A 23,650-nucleotide genomic window follows, 5' to 3' on the forward strand; every position below is an offset into this window, starting at 1 on the left:
GAGCATGCTCTCTGTGCTCGTCGCCGACGATGAACTCCCCGCCGTCGAGGAACTGGCGTTCCTGCTCGGCAGGGACGCGCGGGTCGGGACCATCCACCGCGCCTCGAGCGGCGCGGAGGCGCTGAAGGTCCTCGAGCAGCACACCGTCGACGCCCTGTTCCTCGACATCCACATGCCGTCCCTCTCGGGGCTGGACATCGCCCGGGAGATCTCCCGCTTCAGCCGTCCGCCCGCCGTCGTGTTCGTCACCGCCGACGAGGACCGCGCCCTGGAGGCCTTCGAACTGCGCGCCGTCGACTATCTCCTGAAGCCCGTGCGCACCGAACGCCTCGCGGAATCCGTCCGCCGGGTGTGCGAGCTGATGGAGGGCACGACGGCCGCGCCGGAGGTCATCACCGTGGACCAGGGCGGCATCAGCCGCATGATCAGGCGCGACGACGTGCGCTACGTCCAGGCGCAGGGCGACTACGCGCGGCTGCACACCTCCGAGGCGAGCTACCTCATCCGGATCCCGCTCAACGACCTCGAGCGCCAGTGGGCCACCGCGGGGTTCCTCCGCACCCACCGCTCCTACCTCGTGGCGATGGACCAGGTCCGGAAGGTCCGGATCAGCGCAGGCCGGGCGAGCCTGTTCGTCGGCGACGCCGAGCTGCCGGTCAGCCGGCGGCACCTGCCCGACGTCCGCGAGAAGCTCGAGGCCACCCGCCTCCGGCCGGGCCAGTGACCCCCGACGACCGCCGATGACGCAGCCGTCCGAGCCGCCCCACCGTGTCCGGGTGACCGCCCCGCGGACGGCCGCCCGCGCGACGGGTGCGTCCTTCCCCGTGGCCCGCGAGATGGCCGAACAGTCCGAACTGGGCCAGCTGTTCGTCGCCTCGCTGATCCGGTCGCAGCTGCGCCTCGCCCTCGTGGTGGCGGGCGGCTTCCTGGTCATCCTGATGGGCATCCCGGTGCTGCTCGCGGTGTTCCCGGACATCGAGTCGATGACCGTGCTGACGGTGCCCCTCCCGTGGCTGATCCTCGGCCTCGGGGTGTACCCGCTCGTCATCGGCTGCGCGATCCTGTACGTGCGCAGCGCCTCCCGCAACGAGCGGCGCTTCCAGGACCTCGTGGACGATGACTGACGCGCTCGACGCCGGCAGCCTGCACCTCACCCCCGCCGTCGGTTACACGGCCCTGCTCCTCGTGGCCCTCAGCACCGTGCTCATCGGCATCTACGGTCTGCGGATCTCCCGGACCACCGGGGACTTCTACGTCGCCTCCCGGACGGTGCGCCCCTGGTGGAACGCCTCCGCGATCGGCGGCGAATACCTGTCCGCCGCGAGCTTCCTCGGCGTCGCCGGGCTCATCCTCATCTCGGGCGTGGACGCCCTCTGGTTCCCGATCGGGTACACCGCCGGGTACCTGATGCTCCTGCTGTTCGTCGCCGCTCCCCTGCGCCGCTCGGGTGCCTACACCATCCCCGATTTCGCGCAGGCGCGGCTGGACTCGCTGCTGGTGCGCCGCGTGACGAGCATGCTCGTCGTCATCGTCGGCTGGCTGTACATCGTGCCGCAGCTCCACGGCGCCGCCCTGACGGTGCAGATCACCACGGGCCTGCCGTCGTGGGTGGGACCGCTCGCCGTCGTCGTCGTGGTGTGCCTGAGCGTGGTCACGGGCGGCATGCGCTCCATCACGTTCGTCCAGGCGTTCCAGTACTGGCTCAAGCTGACGGCCCTCGCCGTCCCGGCGGTGTTCATCCTGTTCCGCCTGGGCGCCGAGGGCGCGTCGATCACGGCGGGTGGCAGCGTGTTCACCACCGACCTGAACACGACGGCGCACGCCTCCCTCTACGGCACCATCTCGCTGGTCATCGCGCTCCTGTTCGGCACCCTCGGGCTCCCCCACGTGCTGGTGCGCTTCTACACGAATCCGGACGGGGCGTCGGCGCGGTGGACCACGGTGCTCGTGCTCGGCCTGCTCTCGGTCTTCTACCTGTTCCCCACCGTGTACGGCATCCTGGGGCGCATCCACACGCCGGAGCTCGCGGCGGGCGGCGCCGCGGACGCGACGGTCCTCCTGCTCCCCGGCCGCATCTTCGACGGCGCGACCGGCGACCTGCTGTCCGCCCTGGTGACGGCGGGCGCCTTCGCCGCGTTCCTGTCCACGACGAGCGGCCTCGTGGTCTCGCTCGCCGGTGTGATCAGCCAGGAGTTCTTCCAGGGCAGCGTGACGGGGTTCCGGCGGGCCGCGCTGCTGTCCACGATCGTCCCCCTGGTGATCGCCCTCCTCACCGACACCCTGGCACTGGCCGGCAGCGTCGGGTCCGTCTTCGCGTTCACCGCCTCCACCATCTGCCCGCTGCTGCTGCTGGGCATCTGGTGGCGGGGCCTCACCGACGCCGGCGCGATCGCGGGGATGGCCGTCGGCGCGATCCTGTGCGGCGGCGCGATCACCGCCACCGCGGCGCTGGGAGCGGGGGCGGGCGACCGCTGGGTCTGGCTCGGCCAGCCGGCCCTGTGGACGGTACCGGCGGCGTTCCTCACCATGGTGCTCGTGTCGCGCGCGACCGCGGGACGGCGGCCGACGACGGCGTCGCGCGTGCTGGCGCGCCTCCACACCCCCGAGCCGCGCTAGGTCAGTCGATCCCGGCCATCAGTTCGATGACGCGGTCCAGGAACGCATCCACCTGGCTCTCCTCGTAGCCGTCCGCTCCCCGGGCCTCGCGGAACACCGCACGGCGGACGACGTCGACGCTCATCGGCACATGGTTCTCCAGGTACTGCAGGAGGTCGTCGCACAGGCGGTCGACGTCCTCGATGTCGTAGCTCGGGCTGCCCTGCTTCGCGGGCCGGCGGAAACGCTCGCCGGCCGGGCGGTGGAGCCTACGGCGCAGTACGGCGGCGGTCCGACCGATCTGCCGGAGCCACGCGTCCTCGCCCTCGGTCCGGATCAGGTGGTCGCGTTCCCGCTGCGCGAAGACGTCCTCGAGGCGGTCCAGCGCGGCGTCGACGGCCCGCGGGTCGTACCCGCCGCGGGCCGGGTCGAAGGCCATGGACCGGACGTCCCTGCTCGTGATGGCCGCCGCCGGATCCTCGGCGTCGTAGCAGCCGCGCGCCCGGGCCAGGAACCGGTCCACCTGGCGGGTGTTGTAGCCGAGCTCCCGCCGTCCGACACGCGTGAACGGGGAGGTGCCGGGCCGAGCGAGGTCCATGGATGATCCTTCCGCCTAGGCCGTCGAGGGACAGTTCAGGAGCCCGCGAGCCCCGGGATTCCGCCGTCGGCCCGTCGTCAGAGCAGTCCCGGTACCAATGTAGCGGACAGCAGATAGGCGACCGGGCAAGCCAGCACGATCGAATCCAGCCGGTCCATCACGCCGCCGTGACCGGGGAGGATGGTGCCCATGTCCTTGACGCCGAGCTCCCGCTTGATCATCGATTCGGCGAAGTCGCCGGCGGTGGCGGAGGCGACGACGACGACGGCGAGGGCGAGGCCGATCCACAGCGGCTGCCCGAGCAGGAGCACCGCGCAGAGCCCGCCGATGATCATCGCGCCGCCGATGGAGCCGCCGAAACCCTCCCAGGATTTCTTCGGGCTGATCTTGGGCGCCATGGGGTGCTTCCCGAAGAACGCCCCGACCAGGTACCCGAAGGTGTCGTTCGCGACCACGAGCAGCAGGAGCGTGGCGATGACGAGGTAGCCTCCCTCGGCGCGCATCAGGAGCATCGCGAAGCTCATCATGAACGGTACCCAGAGCAGCGTGAACGTACCGGCCATGAGGCTCTTCGCGGCATCCGGGGCGGGGTCGAGCGAGCGCCACAGGAAGATGCCGACGACGGCGGCGACGGTGGCGACGGCGAGCCCCTCCGCTCCGCCGAAATAGGCGGAGAACGGGAGCACGAGCGTTCCCGCCAGGGTGGGCGCGAGCGGCACGCGGATGCGGCGCAGCCCCAGCGCCCGGGAGATCTCCCAGACGCCCACGGCAGCGAACAGGGTGACGATGCCCGCGAAGACGACCGGGAAGAACAGCAGGCCGACCAGGACCGGGATGAGGAGGCCGGCGCCCACACCGATGGCCGCCGGGAGGTTGCGGCCGGCGCGCGACGGCGCACCGGGCTCCCGGGCGGATCGCCGCCGCTTCAGCAGTCCGAGACCGGGCGTCCAGCCGGTACGCCGCGATCGGCGGGACGCAGGGGCGGCACCGCCCGGGGCGGCACCCGCCTCGGGCACCGCGGCGGTCGCTGTCCCGGCGTCGGGCTTCGGGACGGGCCCGACGCCGGGACCGGCTGGATTAGGATCTGCCATCAGACCTCGAGCAGCTCCGTTTCCTTGCGCTTCAGGAGCTCGTCGATGAGGTCCACGCGCGCCTTGGTCATGGCGTCGAGTTCCTTCTCGGCGCGCGAGCCCTCGTCCTCACCGGCGTCGCCGTCCTTCACGGCCTTGTCGATGCCGTCCTTGGCCTTGCGGCGGACGTTGCGGATGGAGATCTTGGCGTCCTCGGCCTTGGTCTTCACCAGCTTCACGTACTCCTTGCGGCGCTCCTGCGTCAGCTCGGGCAGGACCACCCGGATCACATTGCCGTCGTTGGACGGGTTGGCTCCGAGGTCGGAGTCGCGCAACGCACGCTCGATGTCGTTGAGGGAGGCGCGGTCGAACGGGGTGATGAGCAGGGTGCGCGCCTCCGGGTTCTGGAAGGACGCGAGCTGCTGCAGCGGGGTGGGGGCGCCGTAGTACATGACGACCACCTTGGAGAACAGGGAGGCGTTGGCTCGGCCGGTGCGGACCGTCGCGAAGTCCTCCTTTGCGACCTCCACGGCCTTGTCCATCTTGTCGGTGGCTTCCAGCAGGGTCTCTTCGATCACAATGTCTCCTTCGATCCACAGTCGGCTGCACGGCAACCGTTCCAGTGGTCAATCCTAGTTCAACGGCGCGCCGCACCCCGGCGCGGCCCGGTGCGGCACCGCCGTTCCCGCCCGGGGGCTAGGTGGTGACGAGGGTGCCGAGCTTCTCGCCCCGGATGGCACGCGTCACGTTGCCCTCGCCCTGCATCCCGAAGACCACCATCGTCAGGTTGTTGTCCTTGCACATGGTCATGGCCGTCTGGTCCATCACGCGGATGTCGCGGCGCAGGGCCTCGTCGTAGGACAGGGTCTGGAGCTTCTCCGCCGTCGGGTCCTTGTGCGGGTCGGCGGTGTAGACGCCGTCGACGCCGCTCTTCGCCATGAGGACCTCGTCCGCGTGCACTTCCAGCGCACGCTGGGCCGCGACCGTGTCGGTGGAGAAGTAGGGCAGGCCCGCGCCGGCGCCGAAGATGACCACGCGGCCCTTCTCGAGGTGTCGGATGGCGCGCCGCGGGATGTACGCCTCGGCGACCTGGCCCATGGTGATCGCGCTCTGCACGCGCGTCTCGACACCGGCCTGCTCGAGGAAGTCCTGCAGGGCCAGGCAGTTCATGACCGTGCCGAGCATGCCCATGTAGTCGGCGCGCGAGCGGTCCATGCCGCTCTGCGACAGCTCGGCGCCGCGGAAGAAGTTGCCGCCGCCGACGACGATCGCCACCTCGACGTCGCCGACGGTCGCGGCGATCTGCTGGGCGATACCGCGGACCGTGTCCGGGTCCACGCCCAGCTTGCCGCCGCCGAAGACCTCACCGGAGAGCTTGAGCAGGACCCGGCGCCGCCCCGTGGGACCACCCGTCGGAGCAGTGGATGTGGTGTCCATGAAGTGCCTCCCGGGCATAGTGCTGTGGGCCGGTCCTGGGCGGACGGCCGATGGTGCGAAGGTGGGATGGTGCCGGACCCGTTACAGGATACGGCGCGCCTCCCGGGCGCAGGAAAGGGCGGCCACCTCGAGGGTGGCCGCCCTTCACAGTTGTGCTGTCGACCTGGCCTGAGGTACTAGGCGCCGACGCGGAACCGCGCGAAGGCCGTGGCCTTGGCGTCGGCCTCGGTGAGGACCGCGGCGACGGACTTCTTCGCGTCCTTGGCGAAGGCCTGGTCCACCAGGACACCCTCCTTGAAGAAGCCGGTGAGGCGTCCTTCGACGATCTTCGCGAGGGCCTGCTCGGGCTTGCCCTCGGCGCGGGCCGTCTCGTCGGCGATGCGACGCTCCGACTCGACGAGCTCGGCGGGGACATCCTCGCGCGTCAGGTAGGTGGGGGAGTAGGCGGCGATGTGGACGGCCACGTCGTGCGTCGCCGCGACGGCGGCGTCGCCCGAGCCCTCGACGGCGAAGAGCACGCCGACCTGGGCGGGGAGGTCCTTGGACGTCTTGTGCAGGTAGGCGTCGACGATCTGGCCTTCGACGCGGGCGATGCGGCGGACGTCGACCTTCTCGCCGAGCAGCGCACCGGCTTCGATGACGTGCTCCGAGACGGGCTTGCCGTCCAGCTCGAAGGCCAGGAGGGTCTCGACGTCGGTGGCGCCGGACGCGACGGCCGCGCCGAGCACCTTGTTGGAGAACTCGATGAAGGGGCCGGCCTTGGCGACGAAGTCGGTCTCGCAGTTGACCTCGATCATGACCCCGACGTTGCCGTCGACGCGAGCGGCGACGAGGCCCTCGGCGGTCGAGCGGCCTTCGCGCTTGGTGGCGCCCTTGAGACCCTTGATCCGGATCAGTTCCAGGGCCTTGTCGGCGTCGCCATTGGCCTCGTCGAGGGCCTTCTTGACGTCCATCATGCCTGCGCCCGTGCGCTCGCGCAGGGCCTTGATGTCAGCGGCAGTGAAATTTGCCATATGAACTCCTAAGTTGAGGTGGATCGGAACATGCGTAAGGGGCATGGTTTGACCCACACCCCTTACGCATCGAGGACTACTTGGTGTCGCTGGCAGCTTCCGTGGCGGGAGCTACTGCTTCGGGGACTTCCTCGGCGATGGGAGCCTGCAGGCCTGCAGGCGCCTCCTCGACGGCGGGAGCCTCGACGGCGGGTGCTTCGACGCCGGGTGCTTCGGCGGCAGCTTCGGGAGCCGCGGCTTCGGTCGCCTCGGGCGCGCCAGCGGCGGCGTCCGAGGTGCCCTGGAGCAGCTCACGCTCCCACTCGGCCATGGGCTCGTCGGCGGCGGCTTCGTTGTTGCCCGAGCGGTTGTGGCGGGCCATGAGGCCTTCGGCCACGGCGTCGGCGATGACCCGGGTCAGCAGGTTGACGGCGCGGATGGCGTCGTCGTTGCCGGGGATCGGGAAGTCGACCTCGTCGGGATCGCAGTTGGTGTCGAGGATCGCGACGACGGGGATGTTGAGCTTCTTCGCCTCGTCGATGGCGAGGTGCTCCTTCTTGGTGTCGACGACCCACACGACCGAAGGGGCCTTGGTCAGGTTGCGGATACCACCGAGGTTGCTTTGCAGCTTGGTGAGCTCACGCTTGAGGAGCAGGAGCTCCTTCTTGGTGTGGCCCGAACCGGCGACGTCGTCGAAGTCGATCTCTTCGAGTTCCTTCATGCGCTGGATGCGCTTGGAGACCGTCTGGAAGTTGGTGAGCATGCCGCCGAGCCAACGCTGGTTGACGTAGGGCTGGCCGACGCGCGTGGCCTGGTCGGCGATCGCTTCCTGGGCCTGCTTCTTGGTGCCGACGAAGAGCACGGTTCCGCCGTGGGCGACGGTGGCCTTGACGAACTCGTAGGCGCGGTCGATGTAGCCCAGCGACTGCTGGAGATCGATGATGTAGATGCCGTTGCGCTCGGTGAAGATGAAGCGCTTCATCTTCGGGTTCCAACGGCGGGTCTGGTGACCGAAGTGGACGCCGCTGTCGAGCAGCTGGCGCATGGTTACGACTGGCATGTTCTGCCTTTCCTCAGCTTCGGCTCGGGCGCGGAGCGCCGCCTGAAGCTTGTTGACGGTTGTCTCGGTGCCGGCCGGGGTGGCCGGTACGTCCTGGTACCGGGTCGTCCGATGGACGCGCCCTCCCCAACCGGACTGGTCCGGACCGCAGGGTGGGCACTTCGGCGCCGTTCGTCGGCGCAGAATCGCAGGTACGCGTAGTCAGCCTGCGGATTCCACGACCCATCGATGCCAGGGGCATACGGATGTGGGAGCAGCAGACTGCTGGGTCCAGTGTACTACAGCGGCGGTGGCGGATCGGGCCGGCGACGGCGGTCGGGCAGCGGTCCCGGTGACGCTCCGGGGGTGCCTCCACCCCTCGGCTCCGACGCGTGATGTCCACATACGGGCCCGGGGTGCGCGCCCGGCGGACGGGAGATGCAGGCTGGGGCCATGAGCGATCCCCTCGATTCCCTCGATTCCCCGATGCACCAGCCGGGCCGCCGTCGCGCAGGCGTCCGGGAGGGTGCCGCCCCCGCCGTCGCGGTGGCCCTTCTCACGGTGCTGCTCTGCGTCCCGTCCGGAGCCGGCACCTCCCGCCCTGCTCCCGCTGCCGGCGGGGGGGCCACTCCGGCACCGTTCGTGCCCGAGTGGACCTGGCCCCTGGACCCTGCGCCCGAGGTCCTCCGTCCCTTCGAGAAGCCGCCGCAGACGTGGAAGCGGGGGCACCGGGGCGTCGACCTGTCCGCCCATGCCGGCGGGCCCGTCGGGGTGGTGAGTCCGGCGGACGGCGTCGTGTCCTTCGCGGGAAGGGTGGTGGACCGGGGTGTCCTGTCCATCGACCACGGCCAGGGTCGGATCAGCAGCTTCGAACCCGTCTCCACCGATCTGTCCCGGGGTGAGCACGTCAGCCGGGGACAGGTGGTGGCGACGCTCGACGCCTCCCCTGCCCGCCGACCCGCGGACGGACCTGTCCGGGAGCACTGCGGTCAGCCGTGCCTCCACTGGGGCGTCCGCGAGGACGGCGAGTATGTGGACCCGCTGTCCTTCGTGACGGACCGGCGGCCGTCGGTACTGCTTCCGCTCGGTGACGGCGTGCGGATCCGGCGGTAGAGCGCTAGACGAACGCGGCGATGCCCGTGATGGACCGGCCGGCGACGAGGGTGTTGATCTCCTGCGTGCCCTCGTAGGAGTAGATCGCCTCGGCGTCGGAGAAGATCTTCGCCATCTCGTAGTCCACGACGATCCCGTTGCCCCCGAGGATGTTGCGCCCCGCTGCGACGCTCTCGCGCATGCGGGCCGTGGTGAACGCCTTGGCGAGGGCCGACTGCTCGTCCTTCGCCTTGCCCGCGTCCTCGAGCTGGGACAGCCGCACCATCATGCCCATGGAACTCATGGCATTGCCCAGGATCTGCACGAGCTGCTGCTGCACGAGCTGGAAGCCGGCGATCGGCCGTCCGAACTGCTCGCGCTCCACGGCATACCGGCGGGCGACGTCGAAGGCCGCGAGCTGCTGGCCGACGGCCTGCCAGCCGACGGCGAGGCGCGTGACCTTGAGGACCTTGTTGGTGTCGCGGAAGCTGTTGGCGCCCTTCAGGTGGAAGTCGTCCGACACGACCACGTCATCGAGGACGATGTCCGCGTTCTCGACGGTGCGGAGGGCGATCTTGTTCTCGATCGTGGACGAGGAGAAGCCCGGGAGCGTGGTGTCCACCAGGAAGCCCTTGACCTGGTTGTCCGCGAGGTCCCGCGCGTAGATGACCACCCAGTCGGAGAACGTGGCGTTGCCGATCCAGCGCTTGGCGCCGTTGAGCACCCACGACCCTCCGTCGCGGCGCGCCGTCGTCCGGGTCCCGCCGGCGACGTCGGAGCCGCCGAGCGGCTCGGTGAGGCCGAAGGCGCCGATCTTCTTCATCGCGTAGATGTCCGGCAGCCACTCCTCCTGCTGCTCCTTCGAGGCGAGGGCCTCGATGGACCCCGTGAAGAGCCCGTCGTGGACGCCCATGAAGGTGGCGAACGAGGTGTCGGCGCGGGTCATCTCGGCATGGGTGATGCCCGCGAAGAGGTTCGAGTAGCCCTGGCGGTAGACCGGGCTCATCGGGTCCAGTTCGGCGATCTTCGGGATGAGGTCCTGGGGGAAGACACCCTTGTTCCACCAGTCGGCGGCATGCGGGCGGACCTCGCGGGTGAGCCAGCCTCGGATCTCCTGCAGCCTGGAGCGCTCCTTGTCGGACAGCAACTCCTCGAAGGCGAGGAAGTCGCCGTCGGCGTACGGAAGGTTGTCGATGTCGATCGTCGTCCTGCTCATGGGATGCCCCTCACTCTGGTCGTCGGCGACCAGCACTGTTCCTCGACCTCTGAGTCCTGTGGGCATGAGCCCACGACCCTATGTTACCCGCCGGTAACTTATGGCGCCAGTGGCACCGGGGGTGGTGGCCGACGGATCGGAGGACGACGAATGCGCCGCCCCGGGAGGGCGGCGCATTCGTGGGTCGTCACCGACCGGGTGCGTAGGGCTGCTGGGGCTTGAACCCAGGACAAACGGATTATGAGTCCGCTGCTCTAACCAGCTGAGCTACAGCCCCCAGGGAGCGCACGGCCCCTGGTGCACCGGCGCCGGGACGACCGCCCCGGCGCCGGACGCAGCCTTCATTGTATGCGGCCGGCGAGATCCGCTTCGCGGGGGGCGGGGGGCTGCGAGGAGAGGGTCCCGTAGTACAGGCCCTCGAACGTCTCCAGCGTCGCGTTGATGTCGTGCTTGCCCACCATGGCCCGGCTCACGGCGCCCATCGCCTGCTGCTCCTCCCGGGAGAGGCTGAGGATCTCCGTGATGCGCTTGCCCAGCTGGTCCGCGTCGCCCGGCTCGAACAGGTAGCCGTTCTCGCCGTCGGACACCAGGTGCGGCAGGGCCATGGCGTTGGCGAGCAGCACGGGCGTGGACGCGGACATGGCCTCGAGGGTGACGAGCGACTGCAGTTCGGCGGTACCCGGCTGGCAGAACAGCGACGCCCGGATGTAGCTCCGGCGCAGCTCCTCGTCGTCGATCAGGCCGCGGAAGCGCACGCGGTCACTGATACCGAGACGGGCGGCCTGCGCCTGCAGCGCCGGCTTCACCTCGCCGCCGCCCACGATCTCGAGGTGCACCTCGAGGTGCTCGGGGGTCCGGGCGACGGCGTCGATCAGCACGTCGATGTGCTTCTCCTCGGCGAGCCGGCCCACGAAGAGGACCGTCGGGTGCTCGTTCGGTTCGATGACCTCGCCCGGCCGGACCTCGTAGGCCGCGGCATCGATGCCGTTGGAGACGGGCAGCACCTCACGCAGGAAGGCGTGGTCGTGCATGGCCTTCGCGGCCAGCGGCGTCGGGGTGGTGACCGCGGCGGCCCTGCCCATCACCTTGCCCATGTCCCTCCACGAGTTCTTCGCCACGATCCGCTTGAACCACTCGGGGAAGGGCAGGAAGGGGTTGATGTTCTCGGGCATGAAGTGGTTGGTGGCCACGACCCGGATGCCCCGCTTCACGGCTTCGTACAGCGCGTACTGCCCCACCATGTAGTGGCACTGGATGTGGACGACGTCGGGCCGGACCCGGTCGAACAGCAGGCTGATGTCCCGCTTGATCTCCCAGGGGAGGCAGATGCGCCAGTAGTCGTGGGTGGGGACGCTGTGCGAGCGGAGGCGGTGGACGGACCAGTCGCCGTCCGGCTCGGTGACGCTCGGGCCGTTGGACGGGCGCGGAGCGAGGACGTGCACCGCGTGGCCTCGCCCCGCCATCCCCTTCGCCAGCCGGTAGCCGAACTGAGCCGCGCCGTTCACGTTGGGCGGGTATGTATCCGCGGCGATCAGGATGGTCAGGGGCTTGAAATCAGCCGGGTAACTCACGGAGGGATCCCTACGTCGGTGTGCTGGACAAGTACTTCGATGGCTCGGATCAGCGCTGCCGCTTCACGACGTCGGGGTGGTGTCGGGCCAGGGCAACGACCCCAACAATAGCAACGAGGGCTGCTGCGCCCATGCCCAACGCGGTCACCGTCCGCACATCGGGCTGGAGTTCCTGGAGGATCGTGATGCCCACGGCGATGCCGACGATCGGGTCGATCACGGTGAGGCCCGCGATGACGAGGTCGGGTGGGCCGGTCGCGTAGGCGCTCTGCACGAACCAGATCCCCAGCGCCACGGCGGCGGCGAGGGCCAGCAGGGTCGCGATCGGGACGTTGAGCAGGAACCGCCCGTTCGGGTCCAGCAGGTGGCCCGCGACGATCTTGGTCAGGACGGCGACGAACCCGAAGAGGACGCCCGCCCCGAGGATGTAGGCGAACGCGTTGAGGCGGTGCCGGCCCACCACGGCCAGGGAGCCGAACAGCAGGACCGCGGCCCCCAGCAGGAGCACCACCGACAGTTCCTGCGCGGGTTCGACCGCGTGGTTCTCGCGGGTGACGTTCACGGCGAGGATCACGAAGAGGGCACTCCCCGTCACGCAGGCGGTGATCGCGGCGACGGTGGGACGGTTCAGGCGGATGCCCTGGTCGCGGGAGTTGACGATCGTGGTGATCACGAGCGCGATGGCCCCGATGGGTTGCACCACGGTGAGGCTGGCGAGCGACAGGGCGATCACGTTCAGCGCCGTCCCCGTGACGAGCAGGAAGAGCCCGAACAACCAGCGCGGGTTGGTGAGGAGGCGGGTGAAGCCCGAGGAACTCAGGTTCAGGCCGCCCGTGTTCGCCCGCACGGCACTGCCCTGGCGCTGCGCTCCGAACGCGAGGAAGACCGCGCCGAGGAGCGCCAGCGCGATGGCTAGGGCGGGCACGACTGCTGCTCGGCCCGCTCCAGACGGTATTTGCGGTGTGCTGCGATGAAGTAGGCCCCGAAGGCGACGAGGTGCAGGAAGCATCCCACGGCGAGCATGGCCTGGGCGAGAACGAAGATCCACTCCTGCTCGAAGCCCTCGACCTCGTGCAGCAGGAGCAGCGGCGCCCCGACCAGCAGCAGCGCGGTCCGGATCTTCCCGACCGTGATGACGGGGAGGTGCAGCGGCCCGCGGAAGAGGACGAGGGCGTTGACGATGAGGATGAGGTCCGGGATGACGATGGTCCAGACGAGCCATGCGGGGGCGATGCCGTCGACGACGAAGGTCACGGCGACGACGATCATGGCGGTGCGGTCGGCGACCGGATCGAGCCACTTCCCGACGACGGACACCTGGTTGAGCCGCCGTGCGAGGTATCCGTCGACCCAGTCGGTCGAACCGATCACCACGAGGGTGGTCACGGCGGCTCCGTAGCGCTGCTGCGTGATGAACCAGACGAACAGCGGGACCCCGAGGAACCGGACGATCGTGACGAGGTTGGGCAGGGTCCAGGCCGTCGTGAGCACCGGGCCCTCGCCACCCGGCCGTCCTCCAGCCCCGATCAGTCTCATCACCCGTGCCTCCCGGTCCCATTATGCAGGCAGACGGCCGGTCCCCCGTCCCCCGCTCGCGGGCGGGGATCGGGGACCGGCCGTCTGTCGGTCGGGCTGCCTGCTACTTGCTCAGGAGGCGGCGCAGCATGACGAGCATCGCGGCGACGGACGCAGCGAGGACACTCAGCGGCTTCCAGCGGTCGGCGAGGCTCGTGTTGAGGGGCACGTCGCGCCGGACGGCGACCGCCCCGGTCCTGCCGCCGGCGGTCGAACTGCCGGCCGTCGGCGTGCCCTGGGGCGAGCGGTGGCGGGCGCCGTCGAGGCGTGACTTGACGTCCACGCGCGCACCGAGCGAGTCGCGGGCGTCGGCGATGTGCGTCCGGCGCTCCCCGGTGCGGCCGCGCAGCTCCTCGTAGGAGGGCGTCGGCTCCTTCGGCCGGGTGTCCTTGTCGGCGTCCTTGGGCTTCTTCTCCTCCTTGGGCTTCTTGACGTCCAGCGTGGCCGGGTCGAAGCTGCGGCCCTCCTTGAGCACACCGAGGTCGTAGCGGATGCCCCGGATCGCGTCCTCGGGCAGCAGCGGGAGCTGCTTCTTGAGGCGGGAGACCCCGATCAGCGCGAGGATGCCGCCGATCACGAGGAAGACCAGCGCGACCAGCAGGGCGGCCAGCCATGCGGGCATGATCTCGGCGAGACCCATGATGGCCGCGACGACGAGCGCCACGGCGAAGAACAGGACGAAGACCAGGGCGACGACGAGGAGGGCGGCGGCGATCCCGGCCTTGGTGCCCTTCTGCTTCAGCTGTGCGACGGCGATCGAGAACTCGTCGCTGGCCTGCCGCGGCGTCAGGCGGGCGAGCAGCCTGATCAGTCCGACGATCGAGAGTGAGCCTGTGGACCGCTTGCTGCGCGTACTAGCCGAGCTGTTCATAGGCCCTGCCTCCATTCGTAGGTGTCTTGCTGGACATTCGCTGAACCAAAATTACCATCGGGCCCGGGCACGTCGGCCGCCCGCGGGCGGCGGCGCCGTCGGGAGCGGGATACGCCGCGATGCGGTACTGCCGCCCGCCCTGCTCCCCCGGTGCCCGTCATCGTGCCGGCGCGAGCTCGGCGTTGTCCTCGAGGTCCCTGCCGGCGAACTCGGGGAGCCTGGTCCGGACGAAGACGAAGGACACCACGGCGAAGACCGTGAAGGCCGCGTACATGACCCACAGGCCGAGGTTCGCGCTGACCCACGGGAAGGTGAGGGTGACGATGAAGTTGAAGACCCAGTTGACCATCGTCGCGACGCCGAGGGCGATCGAACGGATGCGGTTGGGGAACATCTCGCCGAGCGTGACCCACATGACCGGGCCCCAGGTCGCGGCGAAGAAGATGACGAAGAGGTTCGCGCCCACGAGGGCTATCGGACCCCAGACCCCGGGCAGGGCCACGTCGTCGCCGGTCCCCTCCGCCTGGAGGAAGGCGAGGGTCGCTGCAAGGAGCCCGACCGTCATGCCGATCGAACCGGCGAGGAGCAGCTTCCGGCGACCGATGCGGTCGACGAAGAAGATGGCGACGAACGTCATGGTGACATTGATGATCGAGGTGATCACCGACGTCGTGAAGGGATCGCTCTCGCTGAAGCCCACGGACTTCCACAGCGTCGTGGAGTAGTAAAAGATCGCGTTGATGCCGACGAGCTGCTGGAGCGCCGCGATGGCCATGCCGACCCACAGGATGGGCTGCAGCCCCAGCGCGGGACCGCGCAGGTCGCGGTACCCGGCCCGGTCCTCGCGTTCGAAGCTCTCGCGGATCTGGCGGATCTTGCCCTCGGTGTCCCGGACGCCGGACACCCGTGACAGGATGCGGGCGGCGTCCTCGTCCCGATCGGCCCGGACGAGGAACTGGGGCGACTCGGGGATGATGAGCGCGAGGACGCCGTAGACGACGGCCGGGAGCACGCCGACGAGGAGCATCCAGCGCCAGGCGGACAGCCCCCACCAGAACTCGTTCGCGGCGCCGCCGGCGGCGTTGGCGAACGAGGCGTCGGAGAGCAGTGCGACGAAGATGCCGATCGTGATGGCGAGCTGCTGCACCGAGGCGAGTCCCCCGCGCCACTTCGACGGCGCGATCTCCGCGATGTACCCGGGCACGATGACGGAGGCGATACCGATCGCCAGGCCCCCGACGAGACGCCAGGCCATGAGGTCCCACTCGGAGAAGGCGAACGCGGATCCGGCGGAGTTGATCGCGAACAGGAAGGCTGCCGCGACCATCACCTTCTTGCGCCCCCACCGGTCGGCGAGCCCGCCGGCGAACCACGCACCGGCGGCACAGCCGAGCAGCGTGATGGCGACGGTGAACCCGAGGACGCTCGCGCTCAGCTCGAAGTCGGCCTGGATCGAATCGACCGCACCGTTGATGACGGCCGTGTCGAAACCGAAGAGGAGGCCTCCGACGGCGGCGGCCATCGTGATGCCGATGACCCGCGCGAGGTGCCGCGGTGGTTCCGCGGTCTCCGTGTCGACGTCGTGCTCGCTCATGCTCGGTTCTCCCTGCTCGTTCGGCCCTTCAACACCCTACGTCAGTCCGAAGCCTGCTTAGCAGCGCGCCCGACGTTCGGCCAGTGCCGGAGGGACGGCGCGAGGCTTGACGGGGGTCGTAGGATAGGAACACCGTTGATTCGCCGCAGCAACCAATTCGTCCCGATCGGGACGGCCTGCTGCACGTCGCGAGCCGCTCCGCCGCCGTCGCCGGGCCGCCGCCGCAGTCGATGCATCCCCTGCTCCACCCGATCCGCACCCTGGCCGCACCACCGTTCCCGTTAGGCAGCATCTTGAGCACCACCGTGAGCACCATCACCCATCCCGGCGACGCCCTCTCCCGCCGCGAGAAGATCATCTACGTCTTCATCCTCGGCACCCTGACCGCCCTCGGACCGTTCACGATCGACCTGTACCTGCCCGCCTTCCCGGCCCTGCGGTCGGACCTGGGTGTCTCCGAAGCGGCCATCCAGCTGACGCTGACGGGAACGATCATCGGGTTCGCCGGCGGACAGCTCCTCGTGGGGCCGCTCAGCGACAAGATCGGGCGGCGCCTGCCCCTCATCTTCGCGACCACGCTGCACGTCGGGGCCTCCATCGGCGCAGCGTCCTCCGAGGACATCAACATGCTCATGCTGTTCCGCGTGCTCCAGGGCATCGGCGCCGCGGGCGGCGGCGTGGTCGCGATGGCCATGGTGCGCGACCTCTTCGGCGGCTACACCCTCGTGCGCATGCTGTCCTACATGGCGCTCGTCAACGGGATGGCACCCATCTTCGCCCCGGTGATCGGGTCCCAGCTGCTGCTCCTCTTCCCCTGGCCGGGCATCTTCTGGTTCCTCGCCGGCTACGGCGTGCTGGTGATCACCGCGGTCTCGCTGTTCATCGTCGAGACCCTCCCCCGGGAGAACCGCCGCCAGTCCGGTCTCACCGTCGCCCAGCGGTACCGCACGGTCCTCAGCGACCGCATCTTCATCGGCATCCTGCTGGTCGGCGGCATGAACTTCTCCGGGCTCTTCTCCTACCTCTCGGCGTCGCCCTTCCTGTTCCAGGGACCGTACGGCCTGAACGAGCAGCAGTACGGGCTGCTGTTCGCCGTCAACTCGCTCGGCATCGTCGCGGGCGTGCAGATCAGTGCGCGGGTGCTCCGGCGCGTGGGTCCGCAGTGGGTCATCGCGGCGGCGACGATCGTCCAGCTCACCATGGCGATGCTCATCATCGCCTTCGACCAGCTGGGTCTCGGCTTCTGGGGGACGGCCGTCCCGCTGTGGTTCTACATCATGGCAACGGGCTTCGTCTTCCCGTGCGTGCAGGTGCTGGCGCTCATCAACAACGGGGCGCAGGCCGGCACGGCGGCGTCCCTCCTGGGCGCGGTGACCTTCGGGACGGCGGGCCTGATCTCGCCGCTCGTCGGTCTGCTGGGCGAAGGCATCGAATCGGCCACCCCCATGGCGCTCGTCATGGCTGCGTGCATCGCCCTGGGCGTGGTCTTCCTCTGGACGGTCGTCCGGCCCAGGACCGTCCCCGCCCTGCAGTAGCGGCGGGTCGCGCCACCGCAGGGCATCCGGCCTCAGGCCGCTGCGCTCTTCGACCCCGGCCCGGTGTCCGAGGGGAGGGCCTCCGCCGTCGTGGCGATGTTGCGGGCCATGGACTTGAAGATGAAGCCGTGGAAGGGCAGCACCGCCAGCCAGTACAGGCGCCCGGAGAGCCCCTGCGGGAAGAACACCGCCCGCTGGTAGAAGGAACTGCCGGAGCCGTCCGGTTCGACCCTGAACTCGAGCCACGCCCGGCCGGGTACCTTCATCTCCGCACGGAGCCGCAGACGCTCGCCGCGCACGATCTCCTCGACCCGCCAGAAGTCCAGGGCCTCGCCCGTGAGCAGTTCCTTGGCGTCCCGCCGTCCGCGCCGGAGGCCCACGCCCCCGGCGATCTTGTCCATCCAGCCGCGGGCCGCCCAGCCCACGGGCCAGGAGTACCAGCCGTTCTCGCCGCCGATCCCCTCGACGACGCTCCACAGCCTGTCCGGAGAGGCGCTCGAGCTGTAGGTCTGGACGTCGGTGAAGACCGTGTGGCCGGCCCACTGCGGGTCCGACGGCAGCGGATCGGCTTCGGAGTCCACCTGTGTCGCCCCGGCCCAGCTCGTCTCCACCTCTCCCCCGCGCATCTTGCCGAGCGCCAGGTCCACCGCACGGCGGTAGCCCGTGAGCCCGCCCTCGGGCGCCGCGATGTACTGGTCGATATCGTGTTCGGCGGTGACGGCGTCGTGCTGCAGGGATTCGATGAGCGGCATGGCCATCGCCCGCGGGATGGGAGTGACGAGGTTGACCCAGTGCCCGGCCAGGCGCGGCGTCAGGACCGGCAGTGCCAGGATCCTGCGGCGCGGCAGCCCGGCGGCCTCGGCATACTGGTTCATCATCTCGGCGTAGGTCAGCACTTCGCGGGACCCGAGGTCGAACGTCCGGTTCAGGCCCTCGGGGAGGTCCAGCGCTCCGAGGAGGTAGTGGATGACGTCGCGGACCGCGATCGGCTCGATGTGGTTCAGGACCCACTTGGGCGCGGGCATGACGGGAAGGACGTCCGACAGGTGCCGGATCATCTCGAACGATGCCGACCCCGACCCGATGACCACTCCGGCCTGGAAGGCGATGGTCGGCGTGCCGGACCCGAGGAGGATGGTGCCCACCTGGGTACGTGACCGCATATGGGTGGACAGCTCGACGCCTTCGGGGTGGAGTCCACCCAGGTAGACCATGCGGCGCACTCCGGCGTCGCCGGCGGCCTCGGAGACGATGGTCGCGATGTCCGCCTCGCGCCTGTCGAAGTCCCGTCCGGAGCCCATGGAGTGGACGAGGTAGTAGAGCGTATCGACGCCCCGGGTGACCGTGCGCATGGCCTCCCGGTCCTGCAGGTCACCCTCCACGATCTCGACGGACCCGGCCCAGGGGACGTCCTTGAGCTTCTGCGGAGACCGCACGATGACGCGGACCCGGCGGCCCTCGGCGACGAGCTTCGTCACGAGCCGACCCCCGATGTACCCCGTGGCCCCGGTAACGAGGATGAGCTTGCCGTCACTGCCTTCAGTGTTCATGGCCGAAGCCTACGCCCGCCCTCTGACAGCTCCCTGGAGCCTGTCCTCCCTCACCCAGGGGAAAGGAGAAGGGCCGGCGACCTGGGTACCCCCTGGTCGCCGACCCTTTGTTGCTCCTCCGACTGGACTTGAACCAGTAACCCTTCGATTAACAGTCGAATGCTCTGCCAATTGAGCTACGGAGGAAAGCGCGGTCTCTACTTTACATACCCCGGGCAGTGAAGTGAAATCGGCCCGGGGTCACTCCTGGCGCAGCTGCCGCCGCTGCATCTCGAGCTCCATCAGGTCCCTCTGCAGCTGGTTGTAGAGTGCCGGATCGGTCGCGGGATCCATGCGCTGGAGCTGCCCGAGCTTCTCCGCCTTCTGCTGCGTGATCCGCAGTTCGGTGAGCCGGTTCAGGATGTCCCGGCAGTAGCTCACCATCGCGTCGGCGTCCTTGGCCGGCAGCGGACGGACCGCCAGTTCGCTCACCAGGGGACGCAGGACGTCCGGCACGCCGTCGCGCACCGATTCCACCCACCGCGACAGCTCGGTGCCCGCCGCACCAGCCGCGAGGACGGCGTTGTGGAGGGCCTCGTACACCGGGACGGTGAAGTGCATCGTCGAGAAGCTCTCCCACTGGGGCGCCGTGAGGAGCGTGGGCTGCTGCAGGACCACCTCGAGGGCTTCCCGCTCCATGCGGGCGATCGGGTCCCGGGGGTCCGGCCGCTCGAAGAACGGCTCCTCCGAGTGCGCCGCCCCGGTGCTGTCCGACGCCGCGGTCCCCGGCTGGGCCTGGCTCCCCTGGCTCCCCTGACTTCCCTGGTGCGCCTGCCGGCCCTGCTGGCCCTGCTGACGACCGCCGGCCGACGGCGAGTTCTCCCGGCGCGCGGCCGCGGACACCGCCCGCGCCACCTGGTCCTCCCCCACGTACTGCATCCCGAGCCAGCGGGAGAGCTCCCGCGTGTAGGTGGACCGCAGCGACACGTCGCGGATCTGCGCGACGATCGGCGCCGCATGGCGCAGCGCCTTGACCTGCCCCTCACCGGAGGAGAGGTCGAAGTTGCCGAACGAGGCCTTGATGGCGAACTCGAACAGCGGACGGCGGTCGGCGATGAGTTCCCGTACGGCGTCGTCGCCCCGTCTCTGGCGCAGCTCGCACGGGTCCGCGCCGGAGGCCTCGACGGCGACATAGGTCTGGGAGGTGAACCTCTGGTCCTCCTCGAACGCGCGGAGCGCGGCCTTCTGGCCCGCGGCGTCACCGTCGAACGTGAAGATCACCTCGCCTCCGGTGCCGTCATCGGACAGGAGCCGGCGGGCGATCTTGATGTGGTCCGTGCCGAACGCCGTGCCGCACGTGGCGACGGCGGTGCCCACGCCCGCGAGGTGGCAGGCCATGACATCCGTGTACCCCTCGACGACGACGAGCTGCCGGTTCTTCGCGATCTCCCGCTTGGCGAGGTCGATGCCGTACAGCACCTGGGACTTCTTGTAGAGCGAGGTCTCCGGGGTGTTGAGGTACTTGGGACCCTGGTCGTCCTCGAACAGCTTGCGCGCACCGAAGCCCACGGTGTCCCCGGTGATGTCCCGGATGGGCCAGATCAGGCGCCCGCGGAACCTGTCGTAGAAGCGCCCGGCGTTGCTCGAGGAGGCGCTGAACATCCCGGTGAGCTTCAGCTCGTCGAGCGTGAAGCCACGCCCCGTGAGGTGGGTGAGCAGGCCGTCCCAGCCCTGGGGTGCGTAGCCGACGCCGAAGTGCGCGGCCGCCTCGCGGTCGAAGCCGCGGTCCTGCAGGAACTGGCGGGCGGTGCCGGCGCCGGGGGTGAGGAGCTGGTCGCGGAAGAACTCCGCGGCGATCTTGTGCGCGTCCAGGAGCCGCTGCCGCCGGCCGACGTCCTCGCGGCGCGGCCCGGTGCCGCCGTCCTCGTAGTGCAGCTCGAAGCCGATGCGCGCGGCGAGCTTCTCGACGGTCTCGCTGAAGGAGGTGTGGTCCAGCTTCTGCACGAAGCTGATGACGTCCCCGCCCTCGCCGCAGCCGAAGCAGTGGTAGGAGCCCATCTGCGGCCGCACGTGGAAGGACGGAGACCGCTCGTCGTGGAACGGACACAGGCCCTTCCACGAGCCGATGCCCGCGGACTTCAGGGTGACGTAGGCCTCGACGACCTCCTTGATGTCCGTGCGCTGGCGTACCTCATCGATGTCTTCGCGTTTGATGAGTCCGGCCATGTCCCCAGTTTAGGCCCGCCCCGCCGACACTCCGACCGCCCTCCGGGCCGATGGGGGCGGGAGCGGGCAGGCGAGCGCGCAGGCCTACCAGAGGGCCGGGACCGGCCCTACGATGCGTTCATGGAGTCCGAGGGCGGACACGTCGGTGAGCGAGGCGACCTGGTCGACGACCACGCGCAGGCGGGCGTCGTCGTCCTCCGCCTCCCGCCAGTCCGCGGCGAACATCGGTTCGAGGTGCCGGTCCCCGTCGGCGTGGATCTGCGCCACGAGGGACCCCAGGATCTCCCGCTGGCGCTCGTAGAGGGGCTGGCGGTGGTCGGTGGTCATCACGTAGGTGGTGGCCAGGCCCTTCATGACGGCGATCTCCATGACCGTCTCCTCCGGGACCACCATCTCCGCGTTGTAGCGTGTCAGCGGATCGGGGCCGTAGATGGACCGCGTGGACTGCATGGCGCTCAGGCAGAACCGGCCGATCAGCTGGCTCGTCATGTTCTTGAGGGCCGCCATCGACCGTCGCGTGCCGTCCGCCTCGCGCACCCAGACCGGTGTCCTCTCGAGCCGGGAGAGGGCGGCGTCGACGGCCGCCGGGTCGCTGCCCGGCAGGTACCACTGCTGCGTGTAGCCGACCACGCGGGCGCGGGCGTCGGCGCTGTCCATCCACCGGAGCTGCAGGTGCCCCGCGACGATCGCGTCCTCGACGTCGTGCACGGAGTAGGAGATGTCGTCCGCGAGGTCCATCACCTGCGCCTCGAGGCACGAGCGGCCCTCCGGGGCGCCGTCTCGCAGCCACGCGAAGACCGGGAGGTCGTCGTCGTACGCGCCGAACTTCGTGGTCCGCTGACCGCTGATGACGGGCGCCGCGGCCGCCGTCCACGGGTACTTGCAGGCGGCGTCGAGGCTGGCCCGCGTGAGGTTCAGCCCCGCGGGACCGCCGCCCGGAGCGAGGACCTTCGGCTCCAGCCGGGTGAGGAGCCGCAGGGTCTGGGCGTTGCCCTCGAACCCTCCGATGCCGTGGGCGAGGTCGTTGAGCGCCGATTCGCCGTTGTGCCCGAAGGGCGGGTGCCCGAGGTCGTGGGCCAGGCACGCGGTGTCCACGATGTCCGGATCGCAGCCGAGGGTCCTGCCCAGTTCGCGGCCCACCTGGGCCACCTCCAGGGAGTGGGTGAGGCGCGTGCGCACGAAGTCGTCGGTGTCGGGTGCGACGACCTGCGTCTTCGCGCCGAGGCGGCGCAGCGCGGAGGAGTGCAGCACCCGCGCGCGGTCGCGTTCGAAGTCGGTCCGGTGCGAACTCTTGGGCGGTTCCTCCACCCACCGCTCGGTGTCCGCGGCACTGTAGCCGGGGGGGACGGACGGATCGCGGAAACTCATGATGCCTTTCTAGCGCAACGGGGGCGGGACGGTGTGCCGGTCCGCATCCTTGTGGACTGCGGGGAGGGCGTCATCCGCCGGATACGTCCACCTCGGCAGCGGCGATGTCCGCCTGCTGCGCCGCATTGAGGACGCGGCCGTCGAGCCAGTGCTCGGGCAGCGCGGTCCTCTTGGGCGAGCCCGCGCGGCCCCGGGGTCCCTCGGCGTCCTGCCCGGGGTACGGCGAGTCCTTGTCGAGTTCGTCCAGGAGCCCGCGCAGCACCTCGAGGGTGGGCACGGTGGCCAGCTTGGCGCGCAGCTCCCCGCCGACGACGTAGCCCTTGAAGTACCAGGCCATGTGCTTGCGGATGTCGCGCAGCCCCATCATCTCGCTGCCGAAGGTCTCCACGAGCAGCTCCGCGTGCCGGTACACGGTGTCCGCGACCTGCCCGAGGCCGGGACGGTGCCGGGACGAGCTGCCCTCGAAGGCGTTCACCAGGTCCCCGAAGAGCCACGGCCGCCCCTGGCAGCCGCGCCCGATGACCACGCCGTCGACGCCGGTCTGCCGCACCATCCGGACGGCGTCCTCCGCGCTCCAGATGTCGCCGTTGCCGAGCACAGGGATGTCCGGCAGGGCCTCCCGCAGCTCCGCGATGGCGTTCCAGTCGGCCTGTCCCGAGTAGAACTGCGCCGCGGTGCGGCCGTGGAGGGCGACGGCGGCGACCCCGCTGTCGCGCGCGATCCTGCCGGCCTCGCGGAAGGTGAGGTGGTCCTCGTCGATGCCCTTGCGCATCTTGATGGTCAGTGGGACGTTCCCCTTCGACGCCTCGCGCACGGCGGTCTGCACGATCCCCGTGAAGAGGTCGAGCTTCCACGGCAGGGCGGCGCCGCCGCCCTTGCGGGTGACCTTCGGGACGGGACAGCCGAAGTTCAGGTCGATGTGGTCCGCGCGGTCCTCCTCGACGAGGAGGCGGACGGCGGCGCCGACGGTCTTCGGATCGACGCCGTAGAGCTGGACCGAACGGACCGCCTCGTCGTCGTCGTGCGAGATGATCCGCATCGATTCCGGACTGCGCTCGACGAGCGCTCGGGAGGTGACCATCTCGGACACGTACAGGCCGCCGCCGTACTCGCGGCAGAGCCTGCGGAACGCCTTGTTGGTGATGCCGGCCATGGGGGCGAGGATCACCGGCGTGTCCACGGTGATGGGGCCGAGGGTGAGCGGCGGCAGATCGAGCTTCAGCGCGCCGTCGGGTGCGTCGGGAAGGGCATCCGCGGGGTCGCCGTAGCCGGGATCGCCGGAAGGGACGGGGAGGGTCGATACTGCTGTCACCCCTCCATTGTCGCAAGCACCCGCAAATCC

General features: G+C 69.8%; 21 protein-coding genes and 2 tRNA genes. 5 read left to right on the forward strand and 18 right to left on the reverse strand.

Translation table 11 applies throughout. The annotated features are described in order from the left end of the window. Positions 1-4: 4 nt before the first annotated feature. The 3 genes from CXQ92_RS13495 to CXQ92_RS13505 are packed head-to-tail and all read left to right on the forward strand — an operon-like array spanning position 5 to position 2,616. Positions 5-724: a LytTR family DNA-binding domain-containing protein gene (locus tag CXQ92_RS13495; protein ID WP_104168300.1), complete on the forward strand. Its 720-nt coding sequence runs from the start codon at positions 5-7 to the stop codon at positions 722-724. A 52-nt stretch (positions 725-776) separates the two neighbouring features. Continuing rightward, a complete protein-coding gene (locus tag CXQ92_RS13500) occupies positions 777-1,124 on the forward strand; it encodes a DUF485 domain-containing protein (RefSeq protein WP_258069945.1) in 348 nt (115 codons plus the stop codon). Next, positions 1,117-2,616 (forward strand): cation acetate symporter, encoded by a 1,500-nt coding sequence (locus CXQ92_RS13505; protein WP_104168302.1) that lies wholly within the window; start codon positions 1,117-1,119, stop codon positions 2,614-2,616. Before CXQ92_RS13500 ends, CXQ92_RS13505 begins: the two co-directional genes overlap by 8 nt. Position 2,617: 1 nt before the next feature. Here CXQ92_RS13505 and CXQ92_RS13510 read toward each other — a convergent pair whose 3' ends face one another. The 6 genes from CXQ92_RS13510 to rpsB all read right to left on the reverse strand — a co-directional run bounded on the left by CXQ92_RS13510 (position 2,618) and on the right by rpsB (position 7,752). After that, a complete protein-coding gene (locus CXQ92_RS13510) occupies positions 2,618-3,193 on the reverse strand; it encodes a DivIVA domain-containing protein (RefSeq protein ID WP_104168303.1) in 576 nt (191 codons plus the stop codon). Between the two features lie 77 nt (positions 3,194-3,270). Continuing rightward, on the reverse strand, positions 3,271-4,284 hold the full coding sequence (locus tag CXQ92_RS13515; protein ID WP_104168304.1) for a phosphatidate cytidylyltransferase: 1,014 nt from the start codon (positions 4,282-4,284) through the stop codon (positions 3,271-3,273). After that, positions 4,284-4,841, reverse strand: coding sequence for a ribosome recycling factor (gene frr, locus CXQ92_RS13520; protein WP_043447395.1), 558 nt, complete (start codon positions 4,839-4,841; stop codon positions 4,284-4,286). Before frr ends, CXQ92_RS13515 begins: the two co-directional genes overlap by 1 nt. 118 nt (positions 4,842-4,959) lie before the next feature. Continuing rightward, positions 4,960-5,700 carry a UMP kinase gene (gene pyrH / locus CXQ92_RS13525; protein ID WP_104168305.1) on the reverse strand — a complete coding sequence of 247 codons (741 nt, stop codon included), beginning with the start codon at positions 5,698-5,700 and terminating at the stop codon, positions 4,960-4,962. Positions 5,701-5,876: 176 nt separating this feature from the next. Continuing rightward, entirely contained in the window at positions 5,877-6,713 is an 837-nt protein-coding gene (gene tsf / locus CXQ92_RS13530) for a translation elongation factor Ts (RefSeq protein WP_104168306.1), read from the reverse strand. 76 nt (positions 6,714-6,789) lie between these two features. Next, a complete protein-coding gene (gene rpsB, locus CXQ92_RS13535) occupies positions 6,790-7,752 on the reverse strand; it encodes a 30S ribosomal protein S2 (RefSeq protein ID WP_104168307.1) in 963 nt (320 codons plus the stop codon). A gap of 432 nt (positions 7,753-8,184) precedes the next feature. On the opposite strand from rpsB, the gene CXQ92_RS13540 reads away from it, so the two are divergent. Further along, the gene (locus CXQ92_RS13540; RefSeq protein ID WP_306738639.1) at positions 8,185-8,844 is read left to right on the forward strand and encodes a M23 family metallopeptidase; all 660 of its coding nucleotides are present in this window, start codon (positions 8,185-8,187) and stop codon (positions 8,842-8,844) included. Positions 8,845-8,848: 4 nt separating this feature from the next. Here CXQ92_RS13540 and CXQ92_RS13545 read toward each other — a convergent pair whose 3' ends face one another. The 7 genes from CXQ92_RS13545 to CXQ92_RS13575 all read right to left on the reverse strand — a co-directional run bounded on the left by CXQ92_RS13545 (position 8,849) and on the right by CXQ92_RS13575 (position 15,650). Then, entirely contained in the window at positions 8,849-10,039 is a 1,191-nt protein-coding gene (locus tag CXQ92_RS13545) for an acyl-CoA dehydrogenase family protein (protein ID WP_104168792.1), read from the reverse strand. A gap of 203 nt (positions 10,040-10,242) precedes the next feature. Next, positions 10,243-10,316: transfer RNA gene (locus CXQ92_RS13550), tRNA-Ile, on the reverse strand. A gap of 64 nt (positions 10,317-10,380) precedes the next feature. Then, positions 10,381-11,610: a glycosyltransferase gene (locus CXQ92_RS13555; protein ID WP_104168308.1), complete on the reverse strand. Its 1,230-nt coding sequence runs from the start codon at positions 11,608-11,610 to the stop codon at positions 10,381-10,383. Between the two features lie 49 nt (positions 11,611-11,659). Continuing rightward, a complete protein-coding gene (locus CXQ92_RS13560) occupies positions 11,660-12,535 on the reverse strand; it encodes a DMT family transporter (protein WP_104168309.1) in 876 nt (291 codons plus the stop codon). Next, on the reverse strand, positions 12,523-13,146 hold the full coding sequence (locus CXQ92_RS13565) for a CDP-alcohol phosphatidyltransferase family protein (RefSeq protein WP_104168310.1): 624 nt from the start codon (positions 13,144-13,146) through the stop codon (positions 12,523-12,525). Before CXQ92_RS13565 ends, CXQ92_RS13560 begins: the two co-directional genes overlap by 13 nt. A gap of 103 nt (positions 13,147-13,249) precedes the next feature. Then, positions 13,250-14,056 carry a phage holin family protein gene (locus CXQ92_RS13570; protein WP_104168311.1) on the reverse strand — a complete coding sequence of 269 codons (807 nt, stop codon included), beginning with the start codon at positions 14,054-14,056 and terminating at the stop codon, positions 13,250-13,252. A 157-nt stretch (positions 14,057-14,213) separates the two neighbouring features. Next, the gene (locus CXQ92_RS13575; protein WP_104168312.1) at positions 14,214-15,650 is read right to left on the reverse strand and encodes a sugar porter family MFS transporter; all 1,437 of its coding nucleotides are present in this window, start codon (positions 15,648-15,650) and stop codon (positions 14,214-14,216) included. A 305-nt stretch (positions 15,651-15,955) separates the two neighbouring features. Here CXQ92_RS13575 and CXQ92_RS13580 point away from each other — a divergent pair, with 305 nt between their 5' ends. After that, positions 15,956-17,185, forward strand: coding sequence for a multidrug effflux MFS transporter (locus CXQ92_RS13580; protein WP_258070006.1), 1,230 nt, complete (start codon positions 15,956-15,958; stop codon positions 17,183-17,185). A gap of 32 nt (positions 17,186-17,217) precedes the next feature. On the opposite strand, the gene CXQ92_RS13585 is transcribed toward CXQ92_RS13580, so the two are convergent. The 5 genes from CXQ92_RS13585 to dusB all read right to left on the reverse strand — a co-directional run bounded on the left by CXQ92_RS13585 (position 17,218) and on the right by dusB (position 23,530). Continuing rightward, on the reverse strand, positions 17,218-18,735 hold the full coding sequence (locus tag CXQ92_RS13585) for an SDR family oxidoreductase (RefSeq protein ID WP_104168314.1): 1,518 nt from the start codon (positions 18,733-18,735) through the stop codon (positions 17,218-17,220). Positions 18,736-18,848: 113 nt separating this feature from the next. Next, positions 18,849-18,921: transfer RNA gene (locus CXQ92_RS13590), tRNA-Asn, on the reverse strand. Between the two features lie 54 nt (positions 18,922-18,975). Beyond that, a complete protein-coding gene (gene dnaG, locus CXQ92_RS13595) occupies positions 18,976-20,940 on the reverse strand; it encodes a DNA primase (RefSeq protein WP_104168315.1) in 1,965 nt (654 codons plus the stop codon). Between the two features lie 84 nt (positions 20,941-21,024). Beyond that, entirely contained in the window at positions 21,025-22,308 is a 1,284-nt protein-coding gene (locus CXQ92_RS13600) for a deoxyguanosinetriphosphate triphosphohydrolase (RefSeq protein ID WP_104168316.1), read from the reverse strand. A 70-nt stretch (positions 22,309-22,378) separates the two neighbouring features. Further along, the gene (gene dusB, locus CXQ92_RS13605) at positions 22,379-23,530 is read right to left on the reverse strand and encodes a tRNA dihydrouridine synthase DusB (RefSeq protein WP_104168793.1); all 1,152 of its coding nucleotides are present in this window, start codon (positions 23,528-23,530) and stop codon (positions 22,379-22,381) included. Positions 23,531-23,650 lie beyond the last annotated feature (120 nt).

It is taken from the genome of Arthrobacter sp. SX1312 (genome assembly GCF_002929295.1).
GTDB lineage: Bacteria > Actinomycetota > Actinomycetes > Actinomycetales > Micrococcaceae > Arthrobacter_D.